The 26,631-nt window shown below is 59.7% G+C and carries 31 protein-coding genes; 27 read left to right on the forward strand and 4 right to left on the reverse strand.

All coding sequences use genetic code 11. The features are described from left to right. The first annotated feature begins 34 nt into the window (after window positions 1-34). The 4 genes from CAUR_RS19340 to CAUR_RS21985 all read left to right on the forward strand — a co-directional run bounded on the left by CAUR_RS19340 (window position 35) and on the right by CAUR_RS21985 (window position 3,047). Window positions 35-775, forward strand: a complete 741-nt coding sequence (locus CAUR_RS19340; RefSeq protein ID WP_012259521.1) for an RHS repeat-associated core domain-containing protein — start codon at window positions 35-37, stop codon at window positions 773-775. Between the two features lie 17 nt (window positions 776-792). Further along, complete coding sequence (locus CAUR_RS19345) at window positions 793-1,224, forward strand: hypothetical protein (protein WP_012259522.1); 432 nt, start codon at window positions 793-795, stop codon at window positions 1,222-1,224. Between the two features lie 873 nt (window positions 1,225-2,097). Continuing rightward, window positions 2,098-2,820 (forward strand): hypothetical protein, encoded by a 723-nt coding sequence (locus CAUR_RS19360; protein ID WP_012259524.1) that lies wholly within the window; start codon window positions 2,098-2,100, stop codon window positions 2,818-2,820. 29 nt (window positions 2,821-2,849) lie between these two features. Next, window positions 2,850-3,047: a DUF6881 domain-containing protein gene (locus CAUR_RS21985; RefSeq protein ID WP_015909466.1), complete on the forward strand. Its 198-nt coding sequence runs from the start codon at window positions 2,850-2,852 to the stop codon at window positions 3,045-3,047. Between the two features lie 219 nt (window positions 3,048-3,266). Here CAUR_RS21985 and CAUR_RS19365 read toward each other — a convergent pair whose 3' ends face one another. Continuing rightward, window positions 3,267-3,497, reverse strand: coding sequence for a hypothetical protein (locus tag CAUR_RS19365; RefSeq protein ID WP_162015820.1), 231 nt, complete (start codon window positions 3,495-3,497; stop codon window positions 3,267-3,269). A 400-nt stretch (window positions 3,498-3,897) separates the two neighbouring features. On the opposite strand from CAUR_RS19365, the gene CAUR_RS19375 reads away from it, so the two are divergent. Both CAUR_RS19375 and CAUR_RS21665 read left to right on the forward strand, forming a co-directional pair. Next, window positions 3,898-4,524: a hypothetical protein gene (locus CAUR_RS19375; protein WP_012259526.1), complete on the forward strand. Its 627-nt coding sequence runs from the start codon at window positions 3,898-3,900 to the stop codon at window positions 4,522-4,524. A 692-nt stretch (window positions 4,525-5,216) separates the two neighbouring features. After that, window positions 5,217-5,486 (forward strand): hypothetical protein, encoded by a 270-nt coding sequence (locus CAUR_RS21665; protein ID WP_242604988.1) that lies wholly within the window; start codon window positions 5,217-5,219, stop codon window positions 5,484-5,486. A 570-nt stretch (window positions 5,487-6,056) separates the two neighbouring features. Here the strand turns inward: CAUR_RS21665 and CAUR_RS21800 are convergent. After that, on the reverse strand, window positions 6,057-6,188 hold the full coding sequence (locus CAUR_RS21800) for a hypothetical protein (protein WP_273067457.1): 132 nt from the start codon (window positions 6,186-6,188) through the stop codon (window positions 6,057-6,059). 311 nt (window positions 6,189-6,499) lie between these two features. Here CAUR_RS21800 and CAUR_RS19385 point away from each other — a divergent pair, with 311 nt between their 5' ends. The 14 genes from CAUR_RS19385 (at window position 6,500) to CAUR_RS19460 (ending at window position 18,575) form a co-directional block, all read left to right on the forward strand. Beyond that, window positions 6,500-7,099 carry a hypothetical protein gene (locus CAUR_RS19385; RefSeq protein WP_015909468.1) on the forward strand — a complete coding sequence of 200 codons (600 nt, stop codon included), beginning with the start codon at window positions 6,500-6,502 and terminating at the stop codon, window positions 7,097-7,099. Window positions 7,100-7,738: 639 nt separating this feature from the next. Then, window positions 7,739-8,407 carry an RHS repeat-associated core domain-containing protein gene (locus CAUR_RS19390; protein ID WP_044233952.1) on the forward strand — a complete coding sequence of 223 codons (669 nt, stop codon included), beginning with the start codon at window positions 7,739-7,741 and terminating at the stop codon, window positions 8,405-8,407. Further along, window positions 8,408-8,662 carry a hypothetical protein gene (locus CAUR_RS19395; protein ID WP_012259531.1) on the forward strand — a complete coding sequence of 85 codons (255 nt, stop codon included), beginning with the start codon at window positions 8,408-8,410 and terminating at the stop codon, window positions 8,660-8,662. An 813-nt stretch (window positions 8,663-9,475) separates the two neighbouring features. Beyond that, the gene (locus CAUR_RS19400; RefSeq protein ID WP_044233954.1) at window positions 9,476-10,282 is read left to right on the forward strand and encodes an IS5 family transposase; all 807 of its coding nucleotides are present in this window, start codon (window positions 9,476-9,478) and stop codon (window positions 10,280-10,282) included. A gap of 66 nt (window positions 10,283-10,348) precedes the next feature. Then, window positions 10,349-11,386, forward strand: a complete 1,038-nt coding sequence (locus CAUR_RS19405; protein WP_012259533.1) for a hypothetical protein — start codon at window positions 10,349-10,351, stop codon at window positions 11,384-11,386. A gap of 63 nt (window positions 11,387-11,449) precedes the next feature. Continuing rightward, entirely contained in the window at window positions 11,450-11,959 is a 510-nt protein-coding gene (locus CAUR_RS19410) for a hypothetical protein (protein ID WP_015909470.1), read from the forward strand. Window positions 11,960-12,070: 111 nt separating this feature from the next. Then, a complete protein-coding gene (locus tag CAUR_RS19415; RefSeq protein ID WP_015909471.1) occupies window positions 12,071-12,802 on the forward strand; it encodes an RHS repeat-associated core domain-containing protein in 732 nt (243 codons plus the stop codon). A 45-nt stretch (window positions 12,803-12,847) separates the two neighbouring features. Continuing rightward, window positions 12,848-13,693 (forward strand): hypothetical protein, encoded by an 846-nt coding sequence (locus tag CAUR_RS19420; RefSeq protein ID WP_012259534.1) that lies wholly within the window; start codon window positions 12,848-12,850, stop codon window positions 13,691-13,693. 353 nt (window positions 13,694-14,046) lie between these two features. Beyond that, window positions 14,047-14,430: a GIY-YIG nuclease family protein gene (locus CAUR_RS19425; RefSeq protein ID WP_242604989.1), complete on the forward strand. Its 384-nt coding sequence runs from the start codon at window positions 14,047-14,049 to the stop codon at window positions 14,428-14,430. Window positions 14,431-14,435: 5 nt separating this feature from the next. Further along, the gene (locus CAUR_RS19430) at window positions 14,436-15,491 is read left to right on the forward strand and encodes an immunity 26/phosphotriesterase HocA family protein (protein WP_012259536.1); all 1,056 of its coding nucleotides are present in this window, start codon (window positions 14,436-14,438) and stop codon (window positions 15,489-15,491) included. 504 nt (window positions 15,492-15,995) lie between these two features. Beyond that, window positions 15,996-16,304, forward strand: coding sequence for a hypothetical protein (locus tag CAUR_RS19435; RefSeq protein ID WP_242604990.1), 309 nt, complete (start codon window positions 15,996-15,998; stop codon window positions 16,302-16,304). A gap of 581 nt (window positions 16,305-16,885) precedes the next feature. Beyond that, the gene (locus tag CAUR_RS21990) at window positions 16,886-17,548 is read left to right on the forward strand and encodes a DUF2442 domain-containing protein (protein ID WP_423191599.1); all 663 of its coding nucleotides are present in this window, start codon (window positions 16,886-16,888) and stop codon (window positions 17,546-17,548) included. 109 nt (window positions 17,549-17,657) lie between these two features. Continuing rightward, the gene (locus CAUR_RS19455; protein ID WP_012259541.1) at window positions 17,658-18,320 is read left to right on the forward strand and encodes a hypothetical protein; all 663 of its coding nucleotides are present in this window, start codon (window positions 17,658-17,660) and stop codon (window positions 18,318-18,320) included. Next, the gene (locus tag CAUR_RS19460) at window positions 18,321-18,575 is read left to right on the forward strand and encodes a hypothetical protein (protein WP_012259542.1); all 255 of its coding nucleotides are present in this window, start codon (window positions 18,321-18,323) and stop codon (window positions 18,573-18,575) included. A gap of 84 nt (window positions 18,576-18,659) precedes the next feature. Here the strand turns inward: CAUR_RS19460 and CAUR_RS19465 are convergent, their stop codons facing one another. Next, on the reverse strand, window positions 18,660-18,977 hold the full coding sequence (locus tag CAUR_RS19465; protein ID WP_157866495.1) for a hypothetical protein: 318 nt from the start codon (window positions 18,975-18,977) through the stop codon (window positions 18,660-18,662). 486 nt (window positions 18,978-19,463) lie between these two features. Here CAUR_RS19465 and galK point away from each other — a divergent pair, with 486 nt between their 5' ends. From galK to CAUR_RS19480, 3 genes are all read left to right on the forward strand, one after another. Further along, window positions 19,464-20,636, forward strand: a complete 1,173-nt coding sequence (galK, locus tag CAUR_RS19470; protein WP_012259543.1) for a galactokinase — start codon at window positions 19,464-19,466, stop codon at window positions 20,634-20,636. A 302-nt stretch (window positions 20,637-20,938) separates the two neighbouring features. Next, complete coding sequence (locus tag CAUR_RS19475) at window positions 20,939-21,877, forward strand: alpha/beta fold hydrolase (protein WP_012259544.1); 939 nt, start codon at window positions 20,939-20,941, stop codon at window positions 21,875-21,877. A 37-nt stretch (window positions 21,878-21,914) separates the two neighbouring features. After that, on the forward strand, window positions 21,915-22,139 hold the full coding sequence (locus tag CAUR_RS19480) for a hypothetical protein (protein WP_012259545.1): 225 nt from the start codon (window positions 21,915-21,917) through the stop codon (window positions 22,137-22,139). Window positions 22,140-22,351: 212 nt separating this feature from the next. Here the strand turns inward: CAUR_RS19480 and CAUR_RS19485 are convergent, their stop codons facing one another. Beyond that, window positions 22,352-22,738: a hypothetical protein gene (locus tag CAUR_RS19485; protein WP_012259546.1), complete on the reverse strand. Its 387-nt coding sequence runs from the start codon at window positions 22,736-22,738 to the stop codon at window positions 22,352-22,354. Between the two features lie 152 nt (window positions 22,739-22,890). Here CAUR_RS19485 and solA point away from each other — a divergent pair, with 152 nt between their 5' ends. The 4 genes from solA (at window position 22,891) to CAUR_RS19505 (ending at window position 26,516) form a co-directional block, all read left to right on the forward strand. Next, window positions 22,891-24,054: an N-methyl-L-tryptophan oxidase gene (solA, locus tag CAUR_RS19490; RefSeq protein ID WP_012259547.1), complete on the forward strand. Its 1,164-nt coding sequence runs from the start codon at window positions 22,891-22,893 to the stop codon at window positions 24,052-24,054. A gap of 1,140 nt (window positions 24,055-25,194) precedes the next feature. Next, window positions 25,195-25,380, forward strand: a complete 186-nt coding sequence (locus tag CAUR_RS21995; RefSeq protein WP_012259548.1) for a DUF4160 domain-containing protein — start codon at window positions 25,195-25,197, stop codon at window positions 25,378-25,380. 13 nt (window positions 25,381-25,393) lie between these two features. After that, a complete protein-coding gene (locus CAUR_RS19500; protein ID WP_012259549.1) occupies window positions 25,394-25,699 on the forward strand; it encodes a DUF2442 domain-containing protein in 306 nt (101 codons plus the stop codon). Between the two features lie 391 nt (window positions 25,700-26,090). Then, window positions 26,091-26,516, forward strand: coding sequence for a hypothetical protein (locus tag CAUR_RS19505; RefSeq protein ID WP_012259550.1), 426 nt, complete (start codon window positions 26,091-26,093; stop codon window positions 26,514-26,516). The last annotated feature ends 115 nt before the right edge of the window (window positions 26,517-26,631 follow it).

A 26,631-nucleotide genomic window follows, 5' to 3' on the forward strand; every position in this document is an offset into this window, starting at 1 on the left:
CACCGTCTGGCCGAGCGATGCAACGGCGCAGGGGATGTGGCGCAGCGCCGGCAGCGGCCCGGTCAACCCGCAGGACCTGAACCGCTATGCCTACGCGCTGAACAATCCGCTGAAATACACCGACCCGACGGGGCATTGCCCAGCTCCCACCAACGACTCAGGCCATGTGATCTGTGTAGACTTTTTTATCCAAACTCATACCATCATCTTCGGAACGGGAAAAGGTGATGGACGAGGTTTTGATCCAAACTCACATTCCGCAGAGTCTCGTGCATACTTCTACTTATATCTGGATGAGCGTGGCGTGCTGCAAAACGTCGTATCGCACATTAACCCATCGTGTGTGATTGTGGTTGGGTGTTTTCAACCACTGAATGAACACAATGTGTTGATAGCATCACAAGACCCGGATACGCTTGACATTACGCTATCATGGAACCTGACGAATGGTGTTTCAAGTCACCTCTTGCGCCTTAGCGAGGACATCTATCGCGCAGAGGCAGACATTGGATCAATGGCGATAGGCTCTACCCTTGTGGGTTTCATCGGAAGAATGCTTCCAGCCATCAATGGTACGTTGACCCTATCTTTATCTGCTGATGGGCAGTTCAACCTTTCTCGCTTGAACCGCGATCCATATCCTAGTTTGGAAATCTACCACTATTACAACGGAGCATTACAGTATACCATTGCGCGATTGCCTGAATGTGACTTTGTAGGTAATCTGGGGCCATTCATTTGGCTTAATCCCCTGGCTCGCAATGAAACACGTTAGTCGGAGGTTATACTGCTATGGGGCATTCAACAATCACGACACGTCCACTGTATCGACGTATTGTGCTAGTGTATCTCATCACCATGGCCTCGCTGGTATTTACAGCGTACTATCATCTGGATTATGCCGCTGATGGTCTGGGCAACGTTTCCTGGCAAACATTAGTAGATGCATTTCCAATCTTCTTTCTGTTCATCTCGATCTTTTTCTTTCTTGCTAGCATCAGTCTTATGAGATGGCGGGGTCGTCTCGCGGCAAAACTGGGCATGGCAGCCTCCATCTGTGCCTGGCTCTACTATGGTCTGATAAACTGCGCCATGTTGTTAGCCTTCGCCCTGCTACCGCTCTTTCACCCACTAGGAATAATTGTATTTGGCTTACCGATCATTTTGCTGTACTTCTCGTATACGTCCTCGTGGCAGCTCTTGCGCAGGATACCCCCGGTGTGAGGAAGATGCTGGCAAGGAGCGATGAGCGCCACATCTGTCCCAGGTTCGTTCCCATCACACTCACATCGTTGAGGTGAAGACACTAGCAAGGAGAAATCAGGGGCAACTGTCGCAATACTGGCAACCAGGGTACTCCCATGCGATGCAGCGTGGTCCCGAACGGTATGGACAACGTACTCGTTGCATGACGCTACTATCTCTGGTATCCTAATCGACAGATAAGCATACCACTGGATGATAGGCATTCTAGTACTGCTGCTGTCTGACCACCAGCGCTCGCTGCCGACACCGCGTCCACCGCGCTGACCGTCGTTCCTGGCAGCGGAGGGGCACTGATCCGCGGCGCAGCCCACGCCGACGAGGCAGCGGGTGCCCTGCACGCTATGGCCCACGCCGATGAGGCGGCGGGCGCGGCGTAGGCGGGGGCTGAGGGTTATGAGTCAGGAAAGGTTATCTTATATGGTTCACCGAGCAACCCTTCCCTGCCAAGTACCCGCCCGGGACGTGACGGAAAAGTGTCGTGTACCTGCCTTGAACCAGCAGATGGAATCCGCAGTTCGTTCAATCGCAATCCGCGGCCAGATGATCGGTATTGGGAGGTCGATACGTTTGCAGTCCAGCAACACGGTGGACACATCGTCTTCGATGGCGGTCAGCCGATCATGGATGTGCACGGCAAGCCCTTGGGTGGGACATACCCACGTGGCCATGTGTCTCTCGTGTTTCCCGATCGATCGAAAGGTTGGGTTGAGCGAACACTACCGCAGTGGTTGAGCGCACCACGCAAGGTGCTGGCCGAGTAACAGCTATACTCGGCGACGACCATGGTTCGTTGATAACGATGCAATCCGTCACATTAGCGAGGCACTGTCGATGTTCTATCATGCTGCACTCCTGTTCGATACCACCGGGTTTGCCCAGGAGGCACGCGCCCTGGCGCAGCGCGTAGACCGCGGTGACCTCCAGCTCCTGCACCAGCGCGCAACCCAGATCGCTGCGGCAACGCCGGCAGCACTGTTTCCTCTCCGGGCATATGGTGAACCGCTGCGACAGCCGCGGCCACTGGCCGACGTTGGAACCAATCCTGTCTCCAATGCTGAGATTGGCGACTGGCTGATGATCGTTTTGTCGCAGTACGTCCGCCCCTGTCCGTCATCGATTGGCTTCCATTGGCAGGCCCTGAAGCTAGCCTTGCGCGAACGAGGCTGGACGCAGGCCGAATGCGATCTCCTGATGCACGGCCAGCCGCTCGGTACGCTGATCGGAAAAGCACCAGTGGGCATCCAGGACCACATCGTGCGACACCACGACCCGTATTGGCGGTGGATCCGACCTGATTATAGCTATACTCACGGGGGCTGGCTGGGACTCGAACACTGTGCCACGTTCTTTCGTCGGCTTTGTGCACGTGACCACGAGCTACGTCAGCGCACGCACGCACCTGGCCGGCATCTGCCGGAAGACCTCCGTGCCTCAGCCATCCAGGGGTATCAAGCGGCCTGTCACATGCTCTCGGCGGCGCTTCAAGCGCACCAGGGGCTGTATATGGTCATTCTTTGGGATCAACCAGACGTCGGTGATGCGCACGGTGGCTAGACATGCACGCCGTGGGCGACGAGTGCGCTATGATCACGTCGCGCGCTGGGAGGATTGAAACACCATCTAAGCTAGCAGATGAACCCGTTGAGTTCTCTCATGAACTCGACGAGCCTGGATGGGAACTGCGCAGGATCGAAATCGTTGCGGGTGGTCACGCAGCAGTTGCCCCGCGGCATGATCAGAGCGAGCAGCTCTGGCAACAGGACGCTCCCGCTGGCCGATAGCATAATGCAAGTGCGCGGCACTACCGGTGTGACCAGTGTCAGGTACGACAAGCCCGAGCCCGCTCGTCATACAGCAACAGACGTCTACTACCACAGTGACGTAGCTGCACCACGACCATCTGGAGCGCGTGCTTACTCCCCAACAGCTAGACACTAGCCGACTGCTATCGTATCATGTCATAGCAATCGCTCCCCACCAGCCCGTCACGAACAGCAGTATCAGGTGATAGGGAGCGCAGCGCCGGCAGCGGCCCGGTCAATCCGCAGGACCTGAACCGCTACGCGTACGCGCTGAACAACCCGCTGACATACACCGACCCGACGGGGCATCATCCGTGTACACTGCTCGTTGCCGGCGGGCCGGTTGGCGCTACCGTTGCGGTGAGCTGCCTGCTCTTCTTCGCCGCTGTGGCGGCGGGTGGTATCATCGTCGGCGAAAGCATCCGCCACGCGGCAACTGATGGTCAGGGACCGCGGCTGCCCCCGTTCAGCACGGATACTGGCGGGCAACCGGCGGATCCGGGTGGGTTGGAGCCAGACCCAAACCGGCGGGGAGCTGAGCAGGAGGAGGTGGCGCCAGGACCTGCACCAGCTCGCCCTGCATCTACTCCCTTTGGACGCTCGGTTCAGACCTTGCAGCACCAGCTCCAGACCGGCAAGGGCCCCTGGAATCGGGTAACGGCGCACGCAGAGCCTGCGCAGGCAACGGTGTATCGCGGAGGGGTAAGTATTGAGGAGGTGTACGTTCATCAACAAACTGGGGAGCGTATCATCCGGCATATCGTAGTGCGCGACGGCAAGATACTTCACGAGACATTTCGTTCGTATGCCAAGTTCGGGAGACCATGACATGCAGTATTTCAGCGAACGTGAATCCCTGGCCTACCATGTGCTGTCATTGCTCGTCGACGCTCCCTCCTCGTTTGCAGCGTTGTACGGTGGGTTAGTACGCCACTACGGCTATCCACGCACCTTGAATCTTGCTGACCTTATGGCAACCTTGCACAGCCTAGAGCAGCATGGGTGGATTACCGCCTGGCAGATGAGCGCGGATGGCCACGTTCACGCACTGCATGCCGCTGACCGGGAGCGAGCACTCCTCGCCTATCAGCGTTGGCTTCCCGCAGCCGACCTCGCTGACCTGGCGGTCGATGAGATTGGCGTATGGTATGAGATAACTACCGCTGGGCGCACCGCATGGCAACGCTGGGACGACGCGGCCACGTCGGAGCCGCAGGCGAGCTGGACGCTGGATCAGGTGACGGCGACGCAAACACTGATCATTCACGCAGCAACTGAAGCGCTGGCGGCAGCCGTCTTGCACTGGTGGCTTACGACCCACCCGGAGATCGCCGTCATCAGGAGCAGCCAGCGCATTGAGCCGGTTGCTACCGCTTCCTTGCGCAGTGGCATCACTATTCCCAACGGGGTTCGGCTGGTAGTCCGGTACCAGCCGGTGCTTGAACCACCGACATAGCGGTGAAGCACCAGAACACATCATTAGACCGCCCCGGGTGCGTATCCAGGACGTCACCGTCTGGCGCTTCGCACATAAACCTGCGGCTAGACAGCGCTCAGTGACACCGGACCGCGCCTGGACGCCAGCGGGTTGCTGGAGTATCATGCCCGGTACGACGATTCGGCGAGCGGGCAGTTCATTGCGCTGGACAGCAGCGTCGTCGGCGCGGAGCCGCTGACAGCGGCGCCGCACTACGCCACCGTGCGCAGCGTGGGGACTGGACGGCAGCAGCCCGGTGCACCCCGCACGACCTGACCCGCTCCGCGTATGCGCTGAACAATCCGCTGACATACACCGACCCGACGGGGCATCATCCGTGTACACTGCTCGTTGCCGGCGGGCCGGTTGGCGCTACCGTTGCGGTGAGCTGCCTGCTCTTCGCCGTCGCTGTGGCGGCGGGTGGTATCATCATCAGCGAAAGCATCCGCCACGCGACAACTGATGGTCAGGGACCGCGGCTGCCCCCGTTCAGCACGGATACTGGCGGGCAACCGGCGGATCCGGGTGGGTTGGAGCCCCAGGATTCGCATCAGCCACCTGAACCCGCTGGTCGGGAAGCACGAGCAATCTATGAGACAGCACGTCGTGTCAACTACCGTGGCACCTATTTTGCACACCACCCCCGTCTTCGCCCATTCAGCGAACACATTGTGGTACATCATCGGATACCATTGGATGTCTTGTTACGACGACCAGGTCTGTTTACCGCCGAAGAGTTGAATGCTGCCACCAAGCTCAGAGGTATTCCTGTACGTGAGCATTCTCATCTCCACTTGTCTGTCATCCATCGCAACTTGTGGGACAAGTTCTGGACGAATAATCCGCACGCAACTCGTGAGCACATCATCGCTTTCGCACGGAGCATTGATGAGCAGTATGATTTGCAAAACCTCGCGTACAAGGCATTCCTTCAGCCGTAAAGATAAAGCTTCTGTGCGTAATGTATACAAGAGACGCTTCAGGAGCACTAGTACAAATATGGGAGTAGGATCCCGATGACCTCAACAACGCATGCCATTGCTCGGTGGAGGGATTGTATGAATAGTTTGCCTCATCTTTACACCCTTGTGACGGTACCCGTTGTCGGACATCTACGCGATACGATTCCTGACACTATCTACTGTGTGACGTGTGGGCGACCAGTACACCCGTGGCGGAACGCACGACTTGTGATTGATGTTCCTTTCATTACAGAGATTTTTAAAAGCACGGACGGAACGTGGTTTATCACGGATAGGTTGAAGAACCAGCTTGAAACGTTAGGCGCACGAGGTTATGTGACGCAAGAGATTCCGTTTGAGTTTAGCGATGATTATTACCGCTGGGCATCAATAAGGAATGACCGGACACAAAGGCAGCAACCATTGTATTATCTTGCGATTACTGGATTGTGTGACGGTCCCTGGGTATCTCATCGTCGAGCTGGTCAGTGTCCCACCTGTGGGCAAGCGATGGCTATCGTGGACGATATGGAAACCCTTATCACTGCCTTACTCGATGATGCTCCACCACCAACGCGACTGGTGTATCCCGACACCTGGCACCAGGAAGACCTCTTCTATCTCAGCGAACCAGGCCCTCCGCTCATTACTGAGCGAGTCGCGCAGCTCATTGTGCCACACAGACCTTCTCCGGAACGTGTGAGACCGGTGCATTCTACAAAGGCACAACACGGACACGCTCTAACGTATGCAGATCCTCATACTATTGAGCTGTACCCGGCTCGGTGGGTTGATCGAGATTGAAGTGATGCGGCACTCGATGAAGAGCTTACCCTCAACAACCTCGCTTACCAAGCGTGCTTACGATCACCTCCTTTCCGTTCATTGTTGCTTGATTTCCAGATCCATCGCACAGCGTGTGCGATGCTGCGCTGGCTTGGACGCGGTTAACTGGTCATCTGATGTGAGATGCAAATATATGGATGCAGGAGATGCTACCATGGCTCTATGCCTTGCAATTTGTTCCAGTTATAGGCTATCTTACGAAGATGGTACCGTCCACCATATACTGCCGACAATGTGGACACGAGATTGGTGATTGGCAAGAACTCGATCTTGTTCTCGATCACGTGCCGGAGTGGGATCTTGTTGCGAGCAGCGAGGAGGCATACTTCATTTCGCCGCGATTCCTCGTGCGGTTAGCAGACATCAATGCGAGCGGGTACACCTATCGTCCGATCAAGATGAGCTTCAGCGATGATGTTCACCGCTTTTATCCTGAGATGACCGACTTGCCGGAGTTGGCACCGCAATTTCACCACCTAGTGATCACCGTGCGATGCGATGGCCCATGGATGTACGCCACGAAAGGCGAACCTTGCGCTCTATGTAGCCAACCAGTCCCTATCCCACCTAAACGCATCAACATCGAGCGCCTTACGCCTGACATAGCAGGTGAGACGATACAACCACCGCGCCACGTGTTCCCGAACACGTGGTGCAGCGAAGATTTCTTTTATCTCACCGAACCCGGGCCGCTGCTGATAACCGAGGGTGTAGCGATGATGTTTGCTGAAACTGGAAATGTATAGAGAGAACGTATCGCGGATCGAAATGCCATCCGCCGACTAATGCTGTGCGGCAAAGCTAGAATGGAAGGGTTGGTATGTCGAACGAGGGGTAGTTCTTGGAGCCGCTGATTGGGTAAGGACATCGTCCAACGCTGAGGCCCCCTCATGAGATAAGTACGTGCGTCCATGCCCCCTCGATGCAGCCAGCTCGATTGCCACACACCCCAACAGCACGATGGGTGTGCTGCACAGCTTAGCAGCATCAGCGTGGCAACCACAGCAAAGGGTGCAGAAAACGTCAGGACTATGGCCTGTGGGATGCGCTCAAGGTACCAGCAATTCAAGCCGGGCAGGACTCAATCACAGCAACACATTGAACCTATGCAGGTCAACAAGGTGGCACTACCGAATTACAGGAACATCAGTTCGGGATCAGGAACTCCGTTTTGGCTACACGTGAACGGAGCACAACGCGATCTCTGTCATTAAGGAATGCCAATGGATGAGTTTCACGTGATGTCGGCTTAAAGAGAACTGACGTTATTGTACTATAATGCCAGCAACGACGATCCTGACATCGGGCGGTTTCTCTCCGCCGACACCATCATCCCCGCCAGCCCGCCGCTCACCGTCTGGCCGAGCGATGCGACTGCGCAGGGGATGTGGCGCAGCGCCGGCAGCGGCCCGGTCAACCCGCAGGACCTGAACCGCTATGCCTACGCGCTGAACAATCCGCTGCCCGCCACCGACCCGACGGGGCATCTGCCGCTGCTGCCGGTGCCCATCGCTGGCGGGCTGGCGCTGCTGAAGGCGATTGACGACGGCTGGACGACGTGGGATGCCGTGCAAGCCACCCACACGCTGGCCGATCCGCAGGCGTCGGTTGAGGAGAAGCGCGCGGCGGCGGCCAATCTGGCCCTGACCGCCGCGCTGGAAGCGGCTGAACCTGATGACCTGCTGCCGGTTGCGCTACCCCTCGATGACCTGCTTCGGGTTGGGATCATCGGGGGGAGCAAGGGGGCGGGAAAGTCATTACCCGCTGCGTATGAGATCGCGAAGGCTGGTGGCCGTCAGGCTGGCGTTCTCAAAAACTATCTCTCACGGCGTTCGGCAGAAATTGAGCGTGCACTACGCAGCCTGGAGCGGCAGGCCGCACTGCATCGTGACAAGCTTGCCAATCCCGCACAGTATGCCGAAGAGTGGGAAACCATGACTGCCGAGCGACGGAAAGCTCTACTGCGTTACTGGCATAAAGAAGCTACCAATTACGCAGAGCAAGCTGATGTGCTGCGCGGCCTGCTGATGGAACGTAGTCAAGGAGGCTCGTGAATGGATGAAAAGACCCTTATCTATTTTTTGCAGTATTTTGCAGGGCTTTTGTACGAACGAGCCTTGGAAAGTAAGGAGCGATGCACGGCTGCTCAGAAGAGACCCGATAAGCCTGGCAGTCGTGACTTTGCGTGCGGGCATGCTCAGGCTTACTATGAGGTGCTGTCTACGTTTGTGCATCAAGCTGAGGTCTTTGGTATTCCGGCTGATCAGCTCGGCATCCCCAACATCGATCCCGATGAGCTGCTGCGCTAGCATAGCGTCCATTCTAGCCTGGACACCAACCAACTGCTATCGTAGCATGCGATAGTAATCACTCCCCGTCTCTCCACTAGCCCATCATGAACAGCAGTGCCAGGTGATGGGGAGCGCAGCGCCGGCGGCGGCCCGGTCAATCCGCAGGACCTGAACCGCTCTGCCTATGCGCTGAACAACCCGCTGACGTACACCGACCCGACGGGGCAGTGGGTTGAGAGCGCCATCGATATCGCGTTCATCGCGTATGATCTATGGGACATTGCCCAGAACGGGTTGACGCGGGAGAACGGACTGGCGCTGGCGGCGGATGTGGGCGGGTTGCTCCTGCCAGGGCTGACCGGCGGCGGGATGCTGGTGCGCGTCGCCGCCCGAATGGAGCGCTTTGCCGGCGCCAGCCCGGCGATCCGGCAAGGCGTGGAGCGGCTAGCCAAGATCGTCGAAAACCCTAACGTGCCCCCGGCCTACCGCCACGGGCTGGCGATGCAGTTGCAGCGGGCCGAGATGTTGTACGCGCAAGGCAAGCTGCAAGGGGTGGAGGTGCTGGTCGAAGGTGGCCGCGTCGACTTTGTGCTGGTCACCGACGAACTGGTAGAGTTCAAGTACTGGACGCAAAAGCATACAGATACAAATATCGATAGGCTTGCCAACCAGTTGAAGCGGTATCAGGCCTCGGGTCGCCCCATCATCCTGGAGTTGGGCCGGACGAAGACCGACCCGATCACCGAGGCGTATCTGGACAAGTTGCTCAAAGAGCTGCAAGGACTAGAGCCTGTTATGGACTTTTCGGTTCTGCTCGTATATCATGACGCTATGACACGAAAAGCCTATCCCAGTGATGTTTCCGATGAGGAGTGGGCGTTTGTCGCGCCCTATTTGACGCTGATGGACGAAGCAGCACCGCAGCGGAACTACCCCCTGCGCGACGTCTCCAATGCGCTGCGCTACCTTCTGCGTACCGGTGCGCCGTGGCGGATGCTGCCCACTGACGTGCCGCCGTGGCATGTGGTGTATCAACAGACCCAGCGCTGGCTGAAGGCGGGTGTGGTTGAGCAGATGGTGCATGATGTGCGGATGCTGCTGCGCGACATCACCGACCGCACGCCCCAGCCTCGCGCCGTCGTTGTGGACAGCCGGACACTCCAGTCGACGCCAGAAAGCGGGGAACGTGCCGGCTACGATGGACATAAGCGGCGCAAAGGCTCGAAGGTGCATGTGGCGGTGGCTACCCTGGGGCACCTGCTGGCGGTTGTGGTCACGCCAGCCAATGAACAAGACCGGGCGCAGGTGGCGGCGCTGGCACAGCGCATGCAGGCGATACCTGGCGACACGGTGGAGGTGGCCTTCGTTGACCAGGGCTACACCGGTGAGCAACCGGCAGCCGATGCCGCCGCCCACGGCAGTCGCCTGGCGGTGGTCACGCTGCCGACCGCCAAGCGAGGCTTTGTCTTGCTGCCGCGGCGCTGGGTGGTCGAGCGCAGTTTCGCCTGGATGACGCGCTTCCGTCGCCTGGTGCGTGACGACGAACGTGTGGCGGAGACGCTGGCCGGCTTGCATGTCGTTGCCTTCGCCATCTTGTTGGCCCATCGGTTTGTCTCGCTCATGGTTCAACGTTCATAACAGGCTCTAGGCGTCACCATCACACGGGATCGCATTCGCCTGGTGGATTTAGAGTGAGGGAGCAAGATGGACAAGATTAGCGTCGAGCTACGGTTCTTTCAGGTGCAAACGAACGCAGCGGCAGACATCGTAGCGCTGATGGCGGAGACGGCCCGTCACGGCGCTGCGTTCTGGACGGCAGCCGACGACCGCCCTCTTCCGCCCGAGGAATGGTTGACCGTCGTGCAAGCGCTTATGGAGAGAAAGTGGCAATTTCAGGAATGGAATGTACCTCTGGCCATTCGCTTCGCAGACCTACCCGACCTATCGCTGTATTTCAGCATCGACCAGTTCGATTCCAAGCAGAAGCATAATCTATTTGTTGTCGGAACGGTGCTCTTCGCCGATGAACAGCATCTTGCCGAACCGCTGGCGCAACGGCTGGTGGACCTGGGGCGGGCGCTCTATCCCATGGTTCAGCCGGGGCTGGGGTTTGTGGACGGCGACAATGCTGTGTATCCCGAAGATGCCCCTAAACTGCGCCTCAAGCACATCGCCTGGGTCAACTTCTTCAGCCCGGCGTATGTGCAGAAGTACGGCCGGGAGTTCTTGCTGGGCCTGCCCGGCCACAAAACCGAACTCCTGCCCGACGGCGGCGTGTTCCATCAGCTCGCGCCCACCTTCGTGGCCCCCAGCGAGGCGGACGCCAGGGCCGTGCGCCAGGAGGTCATCGCCTACTGCGCCCGCCACGGGCGGCGGGTCACCTGCTGGGCGCCGTTCGTGATCCCCGGTCTCACACCGATGCCTGCGCCGCAGCACGCCGCCACCGATGACCAGGTGCAGGCATACCTGCACCAGATGCTGGCCACCACCCTGGTGCTGGAGGACGGTACCCGGGTCAAGCCCATCGTCATCCCGTGGGCCGACCTGACGCCCAGGCAGCGGGCGATGGCGCTGGCGGCCATCCGACAAGCGGCGGTTGCCGAGATCAAGCGGTCACCGGGGCACCGCATTCGCCTGGAGTTCAATGCGATCCCGGACGACCTGGACCGGATGCTGGCGGACCTGGCCGGCCGGGACAACCCCCACTTCGTGTGGGTGGAGGAACCGGCGCTGGGGTCATAGGGTGGGGTGCGCCCCGGCGACAGCACCGTCGCAAGAAAACAAACCCGGAGGGGCGCCCGGTGGGTGCGGCGACGCCTCCCCTCCCCGTTGGTCGCCGATGCCGAGAACCGGCTGGTATGGGTCAGCAGGGCGGCCGACATCGTCGCCGACGGCGACGGTCAACGTGGCTGGAACGCCCGCGGGGTACCGGCCAGCGTGAGCACAGCCGGCGTCAGTGAGCAATATGGCTATGATGCGACCGGCGCGCGAGTCACGGTCATCAGCAACGGGGTCCGCCAGCGCGTCGTCGGGGGCCTCTGGGAACACCACGGCACCAGCATGCGCCATGTCTATACGCTTGGGCAGCGGCTGGTCGGCGTGCGTGACGTCACCAGTGGCACGCGTACCTTCCTCCACCTGGATCACCTGGGCAGTATCAGCGTTGCCACCACGGCCCAGGGGAGCGTCATCCGGCAGGAGGATGACCCGTGGGGCGCAGTACGGGTGCCGGCCGTCCAGGCCGGCCACGTCCCGATCACGGCGACGAATCGAGCGTCTACCGGCCAAACGCGTGATGCCAGTGGATTATTGTAGTATCATGCACGATACGACGATCCCGACATCGGGCGGTTTCTCTCCGCCGACACCATCATCCCCGCCAGCCCGCCGCTCACCGTCTGGCCGAGCGATGCGACTGCGCAGGGGATGTGGCGCAGCGCCGGCAGCGGCCCGGTCAACCCGCAGGACCTGAACCGCTATGCCTACGCGCTGAACAATCCGCTGAAATACACCGACCCGACGGGGCATTGGGTTGAGACGGCGTGGGACCTTGCCAATCTGGTCCTGAGCGCTGCTGCCGTCTGGCAAAACCCCAGCGACCCCTGGAATTGGGCCGCACTCGCTGCCGACACCGCGTCCACCGTGCTGCCCGGCGTTCCTGGCGGCGCGGGGGCGGTGATCCGCGGCGCGAAAGTTGCCAATGTCCTCTCCGATGCCGACCTCCTGCGCCAGGTGGGACGCGCCGTTCCTTCAGGACGCGCCGTCACCTCCCTGAGCCAGGCGGCCCTGGCAACCATCCGGACATACGGCATCCAACCCTACGGTGAGTTTGACCGTCCCCTGGCACCGTCGGGTACCGCCGTCCATCACCTGGTGGAGAAGCGGTTCTGGCAGCAACTAGGGTTCACGAGCCCGACAGAGGCTGAACAGCGGATCCTGGCAGTGCTCAGCCCACAGACGCTGCACGGCCCGGCCGGGAAAGGGAAGCAGACGATAACGGATATGATCCGCGATCAGCTTCCGTATCAACCGAGCAACCCGCCATCAGCACAAAAAATCTGGGAGGTGCATCGTAAGGTTTATGAACGGCTTGGATTTAACGATTGGGCACACCTGGTGTGGGAAGTATACTTCAAGCCACTCGGCATCTCGTATTAGGAGCACGAGAGCATTGGCTGGAAGGGTGTAGCGAGGAGTAAAACGATGAAAGAAATCATCACGCTCGATGTGTCCTTTCCCAAGGAAGAGGCGGCCCATCGACCGCAGTGGGAACGCGAGGTGCTGCAAATCCTGGAGCCTTTGGGCTTTATTGCTATTGAGCGATGGCCCAATCCGTGTGTGCTCACGTTCCAGTTCGACCATTATCCTGCCCAGTTGGACGAGGTCTGGCAACACCTGCAAGCCCGCGGCTTCTACGGCTCGGTCTGGGAACGGCGGGAATACACCCCCACCGAACTCCTCGACGCCGCCTTCCTCAGGCTTGGCACGGAGGCCGTGGTCAGTTCCGTCGACGGCACCCTCCGCTGGGACTGGGTCACCATCTGTCCCCATTGCGGCTTCGCCGAGGAGCGCTGGGACTGGCAACACCTCCAGATCAGCGACCTGCCCACCGGCTCGCACCTGGCGGCGGTCGATTGGCACCCCCTGGTTGTCAGTGCACCGCTGGCGGAGGCGCTGCAGCAGGCAGACGTCACCGGCCTCTCCCTCATCCCGGTGGGTCCAGAGCGGCCCGCCGGGTGGTATGCGCTGCAGCCAACCCACCTCTTGCCTCCGCTGCTGGTGCCACCGACCCGGATGCGCCGGCTACCCACGGCAACCCCGCACTGCGCCCGCGACCACCACTGGGAATCTCCCACATCGGAGCTCTATTATCGACAGGACGGCTTTGCTGCCGCCGACGTCAATGCCTCGTATGAGGTGTTCGGGGATGGCGGCAGGGCCACAGGGCGCATCGTCATCATCTCAAACCGGGTCTACCGCCTGCTGCTGGCGATGGGGGTCACGCAGCTTGTTGGCTGTGAACCGATCCGGGTTGTGGCCTCAGCGTGAGCGGGTCGCGCTGGGGTGAGGGCGGACAAGGCAACGAGGGATCCCGGCGCCGCCACCGGTACGACGACCGCCTGACGGCCATCGGCCAGGCCACGGTCAGCACGAACACAACGATAGCGGCAGAGGAGGGGGGCACGCGCACTATCAGCGCCCCGTACGCCACGCCGGCGGGTACGCGCGATGAGGGACCTGGCCGGCACACGGCTGAGCCGCTGAGCCGGGAGCGTGGCGCGACGTGATAGTCCACCCCGACCCTGCACACCACCACCGTGCTGCCCGTCGTCCCCGGCGGCGGATGGGCACTGATCCGCGCCGCCGCCCACGCTGACGAGGCAGCGGGTGCCCTGCACGCTATGGCCCACGCCGATGAGGCGGCGGGGGCGGCGCAGGCGGCGGCGCGGGGGACGATTGCTGAGGAGATCGCCCAGCAACTGCCACGAGGCGGCACCTACAAGCTGATCGATCAACGAACCGGAGAGGTTCGGTACGTGGGGCGCACCAGGGATTTGGCGAGGCGTGAGGCAGAGCATGCGCGTGACCCGGACAAAGCAGGTCTATATTTTGAAGTAGACTGGAGAACTGACGATTATCGTGTCATGCGGGGGCGAGAGCAGATGCTCTACGAGCAATATCAGCCGGACAAAAATCGCCTGCGCCCCATCAGCCCCCGCAATCCGCACAGGTCCCAGTATCTGGAGGCTGCACGACAGTTCGAGGCAAGTAGGGGTCAGGAGTAACGCCGATGACGGAAAAGAAAACCCGCAGAAAACACATCAGATATGCGGAGGGCCAGTGGTTTGCTGTGCCTTTGAAGGACGGTGGCTACGCTTTGGGGATCATCGTGCGCGGCAGCTCCAAAACCAGAGGTGGGCTGGGCTATTTCTTTGGCCCGCGCTATCCAGACGTTCCCGATGAGGACGAAACCTGGCGCAAACAGCCCGCGGAGGCGATTCTTATTGCTCGGTTCGGCGACCTGGGGATCATCCGGGGACAGTGGCCGCTGATTGCCAGCACCCGTCCTTTCCGCCGCGAGGACTGGCCGGTGCCCAAGTTTCATCGCGTTGACGCCCTCAACCCCGATAAGGGTTGGCTCGTCGAGTATCACCAGGATATGAATGGATTTGCTCCCCCCGAGCGAGAGACGTACACGGACACAAAAAAAATAGCCCATCTCCCAGAAGATCGCGTTTGCGGCTATGTATCGGTTGAGATCGAGTTGACGACACTCATTTCTGCGCACGAGATTGCCTTATTCGGCGAGCCTCGCGGCAGGCGCATCAAATACGGCGAAGGCCAGTGGTTTGCCGTGCCGTTGCCGGATGGCGGCTATGGTCTGGGGATCATCGTGCGCGGCAGCTCCAAAACCAGAGGCGGGCTGGGCTATTTCTTTGGCCCGCGCTATCCAGACGTTCCCGATGAGGACGAAACCTGGCGCAAACAGCCCGCGGATGCAGTTCTTGTCGCGTGGTTCTTGGACGATGGGATCAGCTGGGGGCAGTGGCCGCTGATCCCCAGCACTCGACCCTTTCGCCGCGAAGAATGGCCGGTGCCTGCGTTTTGGCGCTTTGAGCCGGGTAACCTGGGTAAGGGCTGGGTTGTTGCGTATCGCCAGGATGATGATGGGTCGAAGATTCCTGAGCAGCAAACCTATGTGGATGCGAAAAGGGCAGGCCGCCTTCCAGACGATAGGGTTGATAGCTTTGCGGGTATTGAGTCACGGTTAGAGACGATCTTTTCTGACCAGGAGCGCTCATTGAAGAAAGCCCGCAGGAAGCCCGATGCGGGTGCTGAAGGATAGCAGTTGCCATTCGCCCGAAGGACGGCAAATGCGTGTTGGCGATCACTGGGTGATATGGACAGGTTGTTTCTTCGGTCCGTGCTCCTGGAAAGCTCCTTGATGACACCAAGACCTAATGCATATAGCTCGCGGCAATCTTCGGAGGGAATGGACGCCGATCCGCAGCACCCGTCCAAGTTCGGCACGGCAGACCTCGACCGCGTGACGCAATCGTCGGGACGGCCAACCCGCATCCATCAGCAGGTGCGTCAATGACTGAAAACGTATCAGAATGTCGAGGCAGAGGTAATCAATGACCTTGGCTACGTCACGACACAACAGGCGAAGCAGGCCGAGCGCGCTGCCTTGCAACGCTACTATGCCCAAACCGGACGGATCCCACCGGGCAATCAGCGCAGCTTTCGACCGGAATAGGAAGACACGCATATGGTCATTGTCACATGCTTTGCATGGGAGGCGAAAGACCCGTACTGCTTGAACACCAGGTCGGCTATACAGGAGACTTTGAACACACATTTCCCGACCTGGACGGGGTTTCTCAAGCGCAAGCCAGATTATGACTTATGGTTCTACCTGATAGCGAAGAAAGGCGTGACGACGCTTGCGGTCAAAGGCCCAGACATCTCGCGGCGGCACAAGGAGTATGTCTACGGCATCTACCTGCCCGAAGTGATTGCCGATGTGCACGAGTATCTGGACCTGGTCTTTGCCGGGATCGGGCAAGTCCTGGCAGGGTTTGGGGTTAGCGCGGATGCAGTGGCCCAGATGAAGCAGGAATGTAAGGCGAAGTTGGGATTGAACGCAGCGAGCTAGCGCTCGGCCCACTGCAGCGCCGTCTGCGGAACGCCTGTTCCTCCTGCGACCCGTTGACACGTGAGAGATGGCCCCTGCCGCAGCGCACGGACAGCGCCGCTTTCCTGAACAGGCGCGGCGGTATCATCATCCAACCGGGCATCAGGCAGGGAAGCGTACCTCTCTCGCCATCAGCACTGCGGCCGTCTGACCGCACGTGCGACGCTCCTCTATCCCTCCGGCACGGGGGTGGTAGTCCGCGCCGCTGCCCACGCCGATGAGGCAGCGGCTGCCCTGCACGCTATGGCCCACGCCGATGAGGCGGCGGGTGCGGCGCAGGCGGGGGGAAGGGGTGGGAATGAGTTTATCGATGATCTCCCTGATGACAACATCCTTTGCCAATATTCGCGTCCTCCCAAGGATGGACAATTTCAGGGATTCCCTAAAGACCTCCATCCTGGTGAGCGCGGTATGTCCTGCCAGATAGCAGCGCAATTGCGGTAATGATCCTGTTCGAGGATGTCGGGAATCGTTCGAGAGAATGCCTGGAGCGGGCAACTGAGTTCGTCCAACACCCGGTAGCAGAGTGATAGAACGACAGGATGTCAGCAAAACCATATTGCACGTTCCGTTACCCCACTTTACAATGGGAGTGTCTGCACCTGTCAGACGATCGCCAAAGTCGTTGCGCTACAACAGGACAAAGCACGCAACTTGATACACGAAGTAAGGACCTGCTGTGCCGACAGCTCTTCGCATTGGTGCCTACCGTTTCTACTTCTATTCGCACGACTGCGGCGAACCGCGCCATATGCACGTGGATCGAGAAAACAGGAGTGCCAAATTCTGGCTTGACCCTGATGTATCGCTCGCAGAAAATCACGGCTACAGCCGCCAGGAACTCCGCACAATCGAACGAATCATACGCGACCATCGAGAGAGGTTATGCAATGAATGGGACGCCTTCTGTCGTGGTGACACTGGTACTTCCTAGGGTGATCAACGTCACTGTGACGGATGATACGCTGGCGGTGGATTTAGACGATGGACGAACCATTGCTATCCCCATCGGCTGGTACCCACGGCTGGCATACGGAACCCCTGCTGAGCGGGCCAATTTTGAAATCAGCAGCGCCGGGTACGGCATCCATTGGCCGGACCTCGACGAAGACATCAGTGTTGAAGGTTTACTCTTGGGCAAGAAATCTACTGAGAGTCGTGCTTCATTTGAGCGATGGCTGCAACGACGGAGGCAAGAATCATAGTCGTGCGCTGTATGAAGCCTGCCTGGTGGCAGGTTGGTTATGGGTCATCGTATGTCAGACGCAGTGCTGTGACAAACCCGTCATGAACAGTAGTACCAGTGTATAGGGAGTGCAGCGCGGCAGCAGCCCGGCCACCCCACAGCACCTGACCCGCTCCGCCGATGCGTTGAACAATCCACTGCCCTCCACCGACCCGACGGGGCATTTGCCGCTGCTGCCGGTGCTCATTGCTGGCGGGCTGGCGCTGCGGAAGGCGATTGACGACGGCTGGACGACGTGGGATGCCGTGCAAGCCACCCGCACGCTGGCCGACCCGGAGGCTCCTGCTGAGGAGAAGCGCGCGGCGACCGTCAACCTGGCCCTGACCGCTGCGCTGGAAGCGGCCGAACCTGATGACCTGCTGCCGGTCGGCTTGCCCCGCGATGACTTGCTTCGGGTTGGGATCATCGGGGGGAGCAAGGGGGCAGGGAAATCATTACCCGCTGCGTATGAGATCGCGAAGGCTGGTGGCCGTCAGGCTGGCATTCTCAAAAACTATCTCTCACGGCGTTCGGCAGAAATTGAGCGTGCACTACGCAGCCTGGAGCGGCAGGCCGCACTGCATCGTGACAAGCTTGCCAATCCCGCACAGTATGCCGAAGAGTGGGAAGCCATGACTGCCGAGCGACGGAAAGCTCTACTGCGTTACTGGCATAAAGAAGCTACCAATTACGCAGAGCAAGCTGATGTGCTGCGCGGCCTGCTGATGGAACGTAGTCAAGGAGGCTCGTGAATGGATGAAAAGACCCTTATCTATTTTTTGCAGTATTTTGCAGGGCTTTTGTACGAACGAGCCTTGGAAAGTAAGGAGCGATGCACGGCTGCTCAGAAGAGACCCGATAAGCCTAGCAGTCGTGACTTTGCGTGCGGGCATGCTCAGGCTTACTATGAGGTGCTGTCTACGTTTGTGCATCAAGCTGAGGTCTTTGGTATTCCGGCTGATCAGCTCGGCATCCCCAACATCGATCCCGATGAGCTGCTGCGCTAGCATAGCGTCCATTCTAGCCTGGACACCAACCAACTGCTATCGTAGCATGCGATAGTAATCACTCCCCGTCTCTCCAACAGCCCATCATGAACAGTCGTACCAGGTGATGGGGAGCGTAGTACCAGTAGCGGCCCGGTCAATCCACAGCACCTGACCCGCTCCGCCGATACGCGGAGCAATCCACTGAAATATACCGATCCGACGGAGCATCTGCCGCTGCTGCCGGTGCTGCTCGTTGGCGGGCTGGCGCTGCTGAAGGCGATTGACGACGGCTGGACGGCGTGGGATACAACTCACCCCTCCCTGTACCTGCACCTCCAAATCGGTACATACCCCACGGACACCATCCTGCCCCTCCACCTTCATCGACCAGAGCGGCACTATCCGCGATAACGCAAACAACCTGGGTGCCTGGCGACTTCTGGAGTGGCGTGCGGGATTGCCGTTTGCAACGACAGCGTGATCAGTCCGGTGGTCGATGCAGGCACCACGTTCCTCTCCTCGTTCCTACTCCCTACTCCCCCCTCCCTACTCCTTATCTCCTCCCTCCTATTTCCTATCTCCTCTCCCCTCTCTCCTCGTCCCTACGCCCTACCCTCTCCCCCTATTTCCTATCTCCTCTCTCCTATTTCCTATTTCCTATCTCCTCTCCCCTCTCTCCTCGTCCCTACTCCCTCTCCCTACTCCCTCTCTCCTATCTCCTCGTCCCTACTCCCCCTCCCTACTCCCTCTCTCCTATCTCCTCGTCCCTACTCCCCTTCCCTACTCCCTCTCTCCTCCCTCCTATTTCCTATCTCCTATCTCCTATTTCCTCAAAAAGTGATATAGTACGCAAGACAACACAAAGCGCTCGTATCACTCGCGGGGTGTTCCTGCTGGAGTAAGGTTATGTACGAATTATCTACACTGTACGCTGCATTTGAGCAGTACTTCGGTCATCCACCAACCCGCATCGCTCGCGCTCCTGGTCGGGTGAATTTGATCGGTGAGCACACCGATTACAACGATGGTTTTGTCTTCCCGATGGCGCTGGATCGCGCCACCTATGTGGCGGCCCGGCCACGCAACGATCAGATTGTGCGGGTGTTTAGTATAAAGTTCCGCGACGAGGATCAGTTCGATTTACAGCAGATTGTGCGCGATGAGCGCCGGCAGTGGGTGAATTATATTCGCGGTGTGGCAAAAGGGTTACTGGCCCGTGATTTGCCGCTGCGTGGTGCCGATTTAATGATCGATAGCGATGTCCCGGCGGGGAGTGGTCTCTCGTCGTCGGCGGCACTGGAGGTGGCGGTTGGGTATACGTTTCAACTGCTGAACAATATCAACCTGCTCGGTGAGGAGCTGGCGCTGGTGGCGCAGGGCGCGGAGCATACGTTTGTTGGGGTCAAGTGTGGGATTATGGATCAGTTGATCGCTGCCCTGGGTGAAGCCGGCCATGCGCTGCTGATCGACTGCCGCGACTTGAGTTATCGTCCGGTGCCGATTCCCGCCGAAGCGCGGGTAGTCGTGTGCGATAGCGGTGTACGCCATCGCCTGGCCGGTTCCGAGTACAATCAGCGCCGCGCCGGTTGCGAAGAAGCGGTGCGCCTGCTCAAGCCGGCGTTGGGGAAGATTCAGGCGCTGCGTGATGTGCGTTCGAGCGATCTGGCTATGTACGGTCACCTGTTGCCGCCCGATTTGCTGCCGCTGGCCCGCCATGTGGTGAGCGAAAATGAACGCACGCTGGCGGCTGCCGAGGCGCTGGCTGCCGGTGATCTGGTGAAGATGGGCCAGTTGATGGTCGCTTCGCACGTAAGCTTGCGCGACGACTATCGGGTGAGTGTGCGCGAACTCGATACGCTCGTCGATCTGGCGCTGGCCGCACCGGGTTGCTTCGGCAGTCGCATGACCGGCGGTGGCTTCGGTGGTAGCACAGTGTCGCTGGTAGCCGCCGATCACGTTGATGCGTTCGTGGCAGCGATGGTAGACGGCTATGCCATTCGTACCGGACGCAAACTGCAACCGCTGGTCTGCACCGCCGGCGCCGGGGTGTCGTGTGTCTACGCCAGCGAAGAGGAATAGGGTCTCGCCCTGCGGATGGTTCGCCTGCGCGAGGCAAGCCGGTAGGGCGGCCATCCGCCGGTGGTGCGGAATCGCCACGGGGCAGGCAGGTGCGATTCAGCGCTGACCCACTCTCGCCAATTGCACGACCGCCCTGCCTGCCGGAGCGTAGTCTATAGCGGAAATATCGTATCGCCGACCGGCAAATCGTCAATCATCCATCCGTTTATCCCTATCAGGGGGGTGCTCGCGCCGGTGCCGGCGGGATAAGGCTGGACACGAGGCGCACGAGGAGATCGTGAGTACCCTTGTGGGAGGAGCGTATGCTGGGTCGCATCTTTGCGCCACTGTCAACCGTTTCGCTGCCGTTGGTGTACGGGTTGAGCCATCGCGCGCTGCTGCGTATGGGGGCAACCAGCCAGGAGCGTTGTCTGAACGGGATTCGTGCTCACTATTACGCTATGCCGGCCCGTGGGGCGGGTGATCTGCCGGTGCTGCTGTTGCACGGGATCGCCGACCGCGCCCAGACCTGGTCGTTTGTGATGCCGCAATTGACCACGATTGGGCCGGTGTACGCGCTCGATCTGGCCGGGTTTGGGCTGAGTGGGTTTCCGCCCGGTCAGCGCTACGCCACCATCGATCAGCAGGTGGCACTGGTGCAGGCGTTTATTCGCGAGGTGATCGGACGACCGGCGTTACTGGTCGGCAACTCGATGGGTGGGTGGATTTCCATTCGGGTCGCGCTGGCCACGCCAGAACTGGTGGTTGGGCTGGTGCTGCTCGCGCCGGGGGGCGCAATCTTGCGTGGGCGCGAGTCGTGGGAGCCGTTTCTGCACACCATCGAGCTGGCCGATGCCCGCGCGGTACGGCAGGCTCTGCGCCAGATGTATGGCCGGCCACCGCTGCCGCTCTACCTGGCCGGCCACGGCCTGCGCTCAATCTTTCACCGCGACCCGGTGACCCAATTCATCGCCCATCTCGACGAACAGGCGATGCTGCGCCCCACCGACCTGCAAGCGCTTCAGGTGCCGACGGCGCTGATCTGGGGCGAGGCCGACCGCTTCCTGCCGCCCGAATCACGCGAGTTCTTCTGCGCCAATCTGCCCAACCCGCGCCTGCTGCTCTTGCCGGGCTGCGGCCACATGCCGCAACAGCAACGGCCACGCCAGGTTGCCGCCTTCATCCGGCGTTTTGCTCAGGAGATAAGCGGCCAGGCGCCGGCAACGACAGCCCAGCACCACAGCCAACACAGCGCAGGGTAAGCAAAAGGTCGTTCGTTGCTACAGAGAGGAAACCGCAATGATCCTGTCCGGCACTCGTGAAGCGGTACTGCTGAGCGTGCAGCGGATTGATATTCACGGCACAATCTTCTACGACGTCACCTTCCATCACACCGGTGAAACGCAACCGATCCGCGCCCGGATCGGGGCCGAGAGCGTCTATCCCAACCCCCAGCCCGGCGATCAGGTGTTGGTGAGCTATGTGGTGGGGGTGGTGACCAACATCACCCCACGCCCGTCATAAATCAGCCTTTGCATAGGCCGCCTGGTGTTCGACGGCCCGTAGAAGGGAGAGGGATCACCGGCAACCTACCGAATCGGTTCGCACACCCGATCCTCGCTCAATCATCGTCGGCGTGCGATGTGGTTTTACCTCCACGTTGCACGCCGGAAAGGCAGAAACAGCGGCAGCGACAGCGCACGTCCGTCTGGCAACGACCAGGATCACGACGCCGTCTACCAGAAAGCATGATCATCCGCTAAACGAACGGCGATCTCGGCCACACGCTGCGGCGTAACAGACCAGCGCTCAGGATGATCGTACTCAAACTCAACCGTGATCCGTTGCGTGGCCCGCACAAGACGCACCACGCATGCGCCCCAGGGCGTTTCACCGGCGACGTGCATCGCCTCACGCAGTGCTCTGAGTTTATCGTGTATCGCAAGCCCCGTCGGTGTCGCCATCTGATAACCACCATCAGCATCGAAAGCGAAACCGTGCAGGCTGCTCTGCTGCGCATCAATCCGTGCCACCAGCGCGTAGCGCTGCCACGGCAGTGCGGCAACCTTTGGATGAGCGATGATGGCCGCGCCGAGTTCACGAATGAGGGTGTCTTTGTCCATGCCCCATCTTTCTACGCCGTTCTCCAGGCCAGGTACGGAAGATTACGCCTATCAGCATACCACACCTGATCCGACATCTCAGGGCTGATCGGCGTGCGTCTGCGGTACGACAAACCGCTCACCCACCATCCCTGCCCGCAGCGTGTGGTACAATGCACGGTATGAAACCGACCTACGACATCATCATTATCGGCCTCGGCGGAATGGGAAGCGCGGCAGCGTATCACGCCGCCCGGCGCGGGCAGCGCGTCCTCGGTATCGAGCGCCACACCCTTGCCCACACCCTCGGCTCCAGCCACGGACGTTCCCGCATCATTCGCCAGGCATATTTTGAAGACCCGGCCTATGTGCCGTTACTTTTGCGCGCCTACGAGCTATGGCGGCAGATTGAACACGATAGCGGTACGCACCTTTTGACCATCACCGGCGGCCTGATGATCGGCCCTCCTGACAGCCACACCGTTGCCGGAGCGCTCCGCAGTGCCCGGGAACACGGGCTGGAGTACGAACTCCTCGACGCCGCTGCGATCCGGCGCCGTTTCCCGGCGCTACACCCGACCGAGGGCACCATTGCGCTCTACGAACACCAGGCCGGCTTCCTCTGCCCGGAAGCCAGCGTCACCGCGCACCTGCAATGCGCAGCGGCGCTCGGCGCCGAGATTCACGCTGAAGAAGCGGTGCTGACCTGGGAAGCCGACACCGCTGGCGTGACCGTCACAACCTCGCGTGGCCGCTACGTCGCCGAACGCCTGATCATCACACCCGGCCCATGGGCACCGCGTCTCCTGGCCGACCTCGGCCTGCCGCTGGTGGTCGAACGCCAAACCCTGCACTGGTTCGCCCCCACGGGTGGCCTGGAGCCATTTCTGCCCGACCGCTTCCCGATCTATATCTGGGAGACAGAAGACGGCACCCAGTTCTACGGTTTTCCCCACCAGGAAGGGCCACCCGGCGGCGTCAAGGTGGCCCTCTTCCGCGCCGGTGAACCGTGCGATCCCGATACAGTTGATCGGGTCGTACATCCGGCAGAGATCGCAGCCATGCGTGCCGCCATCGCTGATCGCATTCCGGCACTGAACGGCAACCACCTGGCTGCGGTGGTCTGTATGTACACCACCACCCCCGATCAGCACTTCATCGTCGGTTTGCACCCGCAACACCCCAACGTCGTCATCGCCTCGCCGTGTTCTGGACATGGCTTCAAATTCGCCAGCGTGATGGGCGAAATCCTGACCGACCTCGCCATCGATGGCACCACCCGCCACCCGATCCGACTGTTCGATCCACTGCGGTTTCGGGCGCAACAGGCGGGATGAGGGTTGGGGTTTCCTTGCCCCCCTCCCTACCTCCCCCCGCTGGCTACGCATTACCCACATGTCGCGCTGCGTCATGCCGGACTGCAAGCACTCCCCGTAGCATGGGTGGCGTGGCGTGGGCTTCCAGCCCACGTGCAGGCATCCTCTCCACCACCGTCAGGTGCGAGCCGTGGCCGCTGATGCGCAGGCTTCCAGCCTGCGCCACGGGCTGGTACACCGCTTCCCGTTCGTGACGTGAGACTTACGCGACAGCGTTACAATACGATAGTACCCAGGATCACGCACGATGAGATAGGCGCTCCTGATGCGTGAAGAGGTTGACAAAATAGTTATGGGTAATGCATAGCCGTCGCGCTCAACGCCCCGCACCGCTGTGGTGACGTAAGGTGGCAACCTGGATTATCATTATCACAACTCAAGTTGCCACCTACCCTGTGACAGGCTACGGAGACTGAGTGCCAGGATGACCAGTACGACATTGCCCGTAACACCGTATAGCGTAATCGCACCAGCAACGTGGTGAGCAGCCAGTGCCCATGGACGTGCGACGTTGCGTCTCACGGCAGCAACCTGGGTTCTCCCCATCCTCTGTGTCCTCTGTGTCTCTGTGGTGATATAAGGGAGCACCCTGGTTGACGATCTATCCGCGTGCATCCGCCTCACCCGCGTCCATCCGTGTTCCACCCTTCCCCCCGTCGCGCTCAACGCCCCGCACCGCTGTGGTGACGTAAGGTAGCAACCTGGATTATCATATATTTCACAGGCGATTGCTCCAGGCTCTACCCGCAAAGGTTTTGATCACTTCCGAGATCACAATGTATACTACAGAGAAACGTATGATTTTGCTCCACATCCCCAAGATGGCATAGAGCATCACACAGTGCAACGGAGAGGTAATCGTTGGTTTTTGTAGCTCATTTCGGGCAGATGCCGGATTGTAATGGTTAGGCGGATGGTTGCCGGGTAGAAGCCGATTCCACGGCATCGTTAACCTGATCATAATATTGCGTGGCGTGAACTTTAAAGTACAATAATTACGATTGTGGAGTGATATCTTGCCTGAACTTGCTCGCTTCTTCGGTATTATCATCCGCAATATACGCGGAGCCAGGTGTACCCCATCATGTTCCGCACTTCCACGTGTACTACCAGAACCATGCTGCGGTATACAGCATTGACCCAATAGAGCTGATACGTGGTGAGTTGCCGCGTCGAGAACAACGACTTGTGGAAGCATGGGCGGAATTGCACCAGGGCAAACTGAAAGAAAATTGGGAGCGGTTGCAAGCAGGACAGGTAGCGTACAAGATAGCACCGCTGCGCTAAAGGGGTGAGCGAGATGGGACATGCGATCTACCGGGTGGTTGGATGTGAAATCACCGGCCCATACACACTGCGCATCACATTTGACGATGGAATGGTTCGAGAGATCAATTTCAAGCCGGTGCTGGCAGGGCCGGTGTATGGCGCGTTGCGGGACGAAGAATTGTTCAAGCAAGTGAGCATAGACGCAGAGGTACACACATTGGTGTGGCCAAATGGGGCGGATTTTGACCCAGAGACGTTGCATGAGTGGCCGACGTATGCGGATGAGATGAAGCGAATGGCAGAGCGCTGGGCGACAACAATGGCGAAGGTTGGGTAATCACCCAACCCTGGCGGCAACGGATACGTGCTCCACCGGACGTGCTACATCATATCTTACAGTAGCAATCTGGGGTATACCTATCCGCTGTGGCCTCTGCGCCTCTGCGGTGATAACACCTCTTGCCGGACTCGCCCAATGTGCAGTACCATATACCGCATCAGCCACATCGAACCAGGGAACCGACGATGAGCGATAACAACAGTGTAAGCTACAAGTGCCCGAAGTGCGATTACCTCAACATCTGGACCCGCGATGAGTTGTTGCAGAAAGGGCAGAAAATCGTTTATCGGCAAGAGACGGTTGACGTGCTGGAGTATAGCGTGCGTTGTAAGAACCGGGATTGCGACCATCGGATGCGCATTCAGATATCGAAAAAGTGAGGCCGGTTATGCGGCTTGTCGGGCCGGAAACTGAGCAGGATCGCGAGCTGCGCGAGTGGTTTGCCACCCAGGAGCGCGGGAATATCGAGCGCCTGGAAGCCGGGGCGCAGACGATGATGCAGGTGATTAGCGGGTTGTACGGGGTGCTGTTCGCAGTACTGGCCCTGAGCGATCAGCCGACCTATTTGCAATTGCCGGTCGTGCGCTGGGCCGGCAGTGCCGGGGTGTGTATCTTTTTCGCCTCCCTGGTGGCGGCGATGCTGGTGCTGCTGCCCCGCCGGATCGCCTATCAGGAAGACAATCTGACCGCTATGCGGCAGGCGTATGATCACCTGCTCAGACGCAAGGCCTCCTTGCTTCAGGTTGCACAGGTGCTGTTTCTGGGCGGCATCGCCTGTGTGATTGCGGTTATCCTGGCTATCGTATGGCAGTGATGAGGACGAATCGGTAGCCGCGACGGTACGTTTGCCGGTAGCAGCGTTGCCGTGCTCTTATGCACTGTCCGTTGCTTGTCAGAGAGCGCTTGCCGCGCTGAATCCACATCACGGC

The sequence above is a fragment of the Chloroflexus aurantiacus J-10-fl genome (assembly GCF_000018865.1).
In the GTDB taxonomy this organism is placed as follows: domain Bacteria; phylum Chloroflexota; class Chloroflexia; order Chloroflexales; family Chloroflexaceae; genus Chloroflexus; species Chloroflexus aurantiacus.

Excerpts from the sequence above, each read along its gene's own strand:
- galK (WP_012259543.1), top strand. The coding sequence starts at position 19,464 with ATGTACGAATTATCTACACTGTACGCTGCATTTGAGCAGTACTTCGGT.
- CAUR_RS19340 (WP_012259521.1), top strand. The coding sequence starts at position 35 with ATGTGGCGCAGCGCCGGCAGCGGCCCGGTCAACCCGCAGGACCTGAAC.
- CAUR_RS19415 (WP_015909471.1), top strand. The coding sequence starts at position 12,071 with ATGTGGCGCAGCGCCGGCAGCGGCCCGGTCAACCCGCAGGACCTGAAC.
- CAUR_RS19375 (WP_012259526.1), top strand. The coding sequence starts at position 3,898 with ATGCAGTATTTCAGCGAACGTGAATCCCTGGCCTACCATGTGCTGTCA.
- CAUR_RS19505 (WP_012259550.1), top strand. The coding sequence starts at position 26,091 with ATGCGGCTTGTCGGGCCGGAAACTGAGCAGGATCGCGAGCTGCGCGAG.
- CAUR_RS21990 (WP_423191599.1), top strand. The coding sequence starts at position 16,886 with ATGTCAGCAAAACCATATTGCACGTTCCGTTACCCCACTTTACAATGG.
- CAUR_RS19430 (WP_012259536.1), top strand. The coding sequence starts at position 14,436 with ATGACGGAAAAGAAAACCCGCAGAAAACACATCAGATATGCGGAGGGC.
- CAUR_RS19360 (WP_012259524.1), top strand. The coding sequence starts at position 2,098 with ATGTTCTATCATGCTGCACTCCTGTTCGATACCACCGGGTTTGCCCAG.
- CAUR_RS19395 (WP_012259531.1), top strand. The coding sequence starts at position 8,408 with ATGGATGAAAAGACCCTTATCTATTTTTTGCAGTATTTTGCAGGGCTT.
- CAUR_RS19420 (WP_012259534.1), top strand. The coding sequence starts at position 12,848 with ATGAAAGAAATCATCACGCTCGATGTGTCCTTTCCCAAGGAAGAGGCG.
- CAUR_RS19390 (WP_044233952.1), top strand. The coding sequence starts at position 7,739 with ATGTGGCGCAGCGCCGGCAGCGGCCCGGTCAACCCGCAGGACCTGAAC.
- CAUR_RS21985 (WP_015909466.1), top strand. The coding sequence starts at position 2,850 with ATGATCACGTCGCGCGCTGGGAGGATTGAAACACCATCTAAGCTAGCA.
- CAUR_RS19485 (WP_012259546.1), bottom strand. The coding sequence starts at position 22,738 with ATGGACAAAGACACCCTCATTCGTGAACTCGGCGCGGCCATCATCGCT.
- CAUR_RS19425 (WP_242604989.1), top strand. The coding sequence starts at position 14,047 with ATGGCCCACGCCGATGAGGCGGCGGGGGCGGCGCAGGCGGCGGCGCGG.
- CAUR_RS19345 (WP_012259522.1), top strand. The coding sequence starts at position 793 with ATGGGGCATTCAACAATCACGACACGTCCACTGTATCGACGTATTGTG.
- CAUR_RS19475 (WP_012259544.1), top strand. The coding sequence starts at position 20,939 with ATGCTGGGTCGCATCTTTGCGCCACTGTCAACCGTTTCGCTGCCGTTG.
- CAUR_RS19480 (WP_012259545.1), top strand. The coding sequence starts at position 21,915 with ATGATCCTGTCCGGCACTCGTGAAGCGGTACTGCTGAGCGTGCAGCGG.
- solA (WP_012259547.1), top strand. The coding sequence starts at position 22,891 with ATGCACGGTATGAAACCGACCTACGACATCATCATTATCGGCCTCGGC.
- CAUR_RS19500 (WP_012259549.1), top strand. The coding sequence starts at position 25,394 with ATGGGACATGCGATCTACCGGGTGGTTGGATGTGAAATCACCGGCCCA.
- CAUR_RS19385 (WP_015909468.1), top strand. The coding sequence starts at position 6,500 with ATGCTACCATGGCTCTATGCCTTGCAATTTGTTCCAGTTATAGGCTAT.
- CAUR_RS19400 (WP_044233954.1), top strand. The coding sequence starts at position 9,476 with ATGACACGAAAAGCCTATCCCAGTGATGTTTCCGATGAGGAGTGGGCG.
- CAUR_RS19405 (WP_012259533.1), top strand. The coding sequence starts at position 10,349 with ATGGACAAGATTAGCGTCGAGCTACGGTTCTTTCAGGTGCAAACGAAC.
- CAUR_RS19460 (WP_012259542.1), top strand. The coding sequence starts at position 18,321 with ATGGATGAAAAGACCCTTATCTATTTTTTGCAGTATTTTGCAGGGCTT.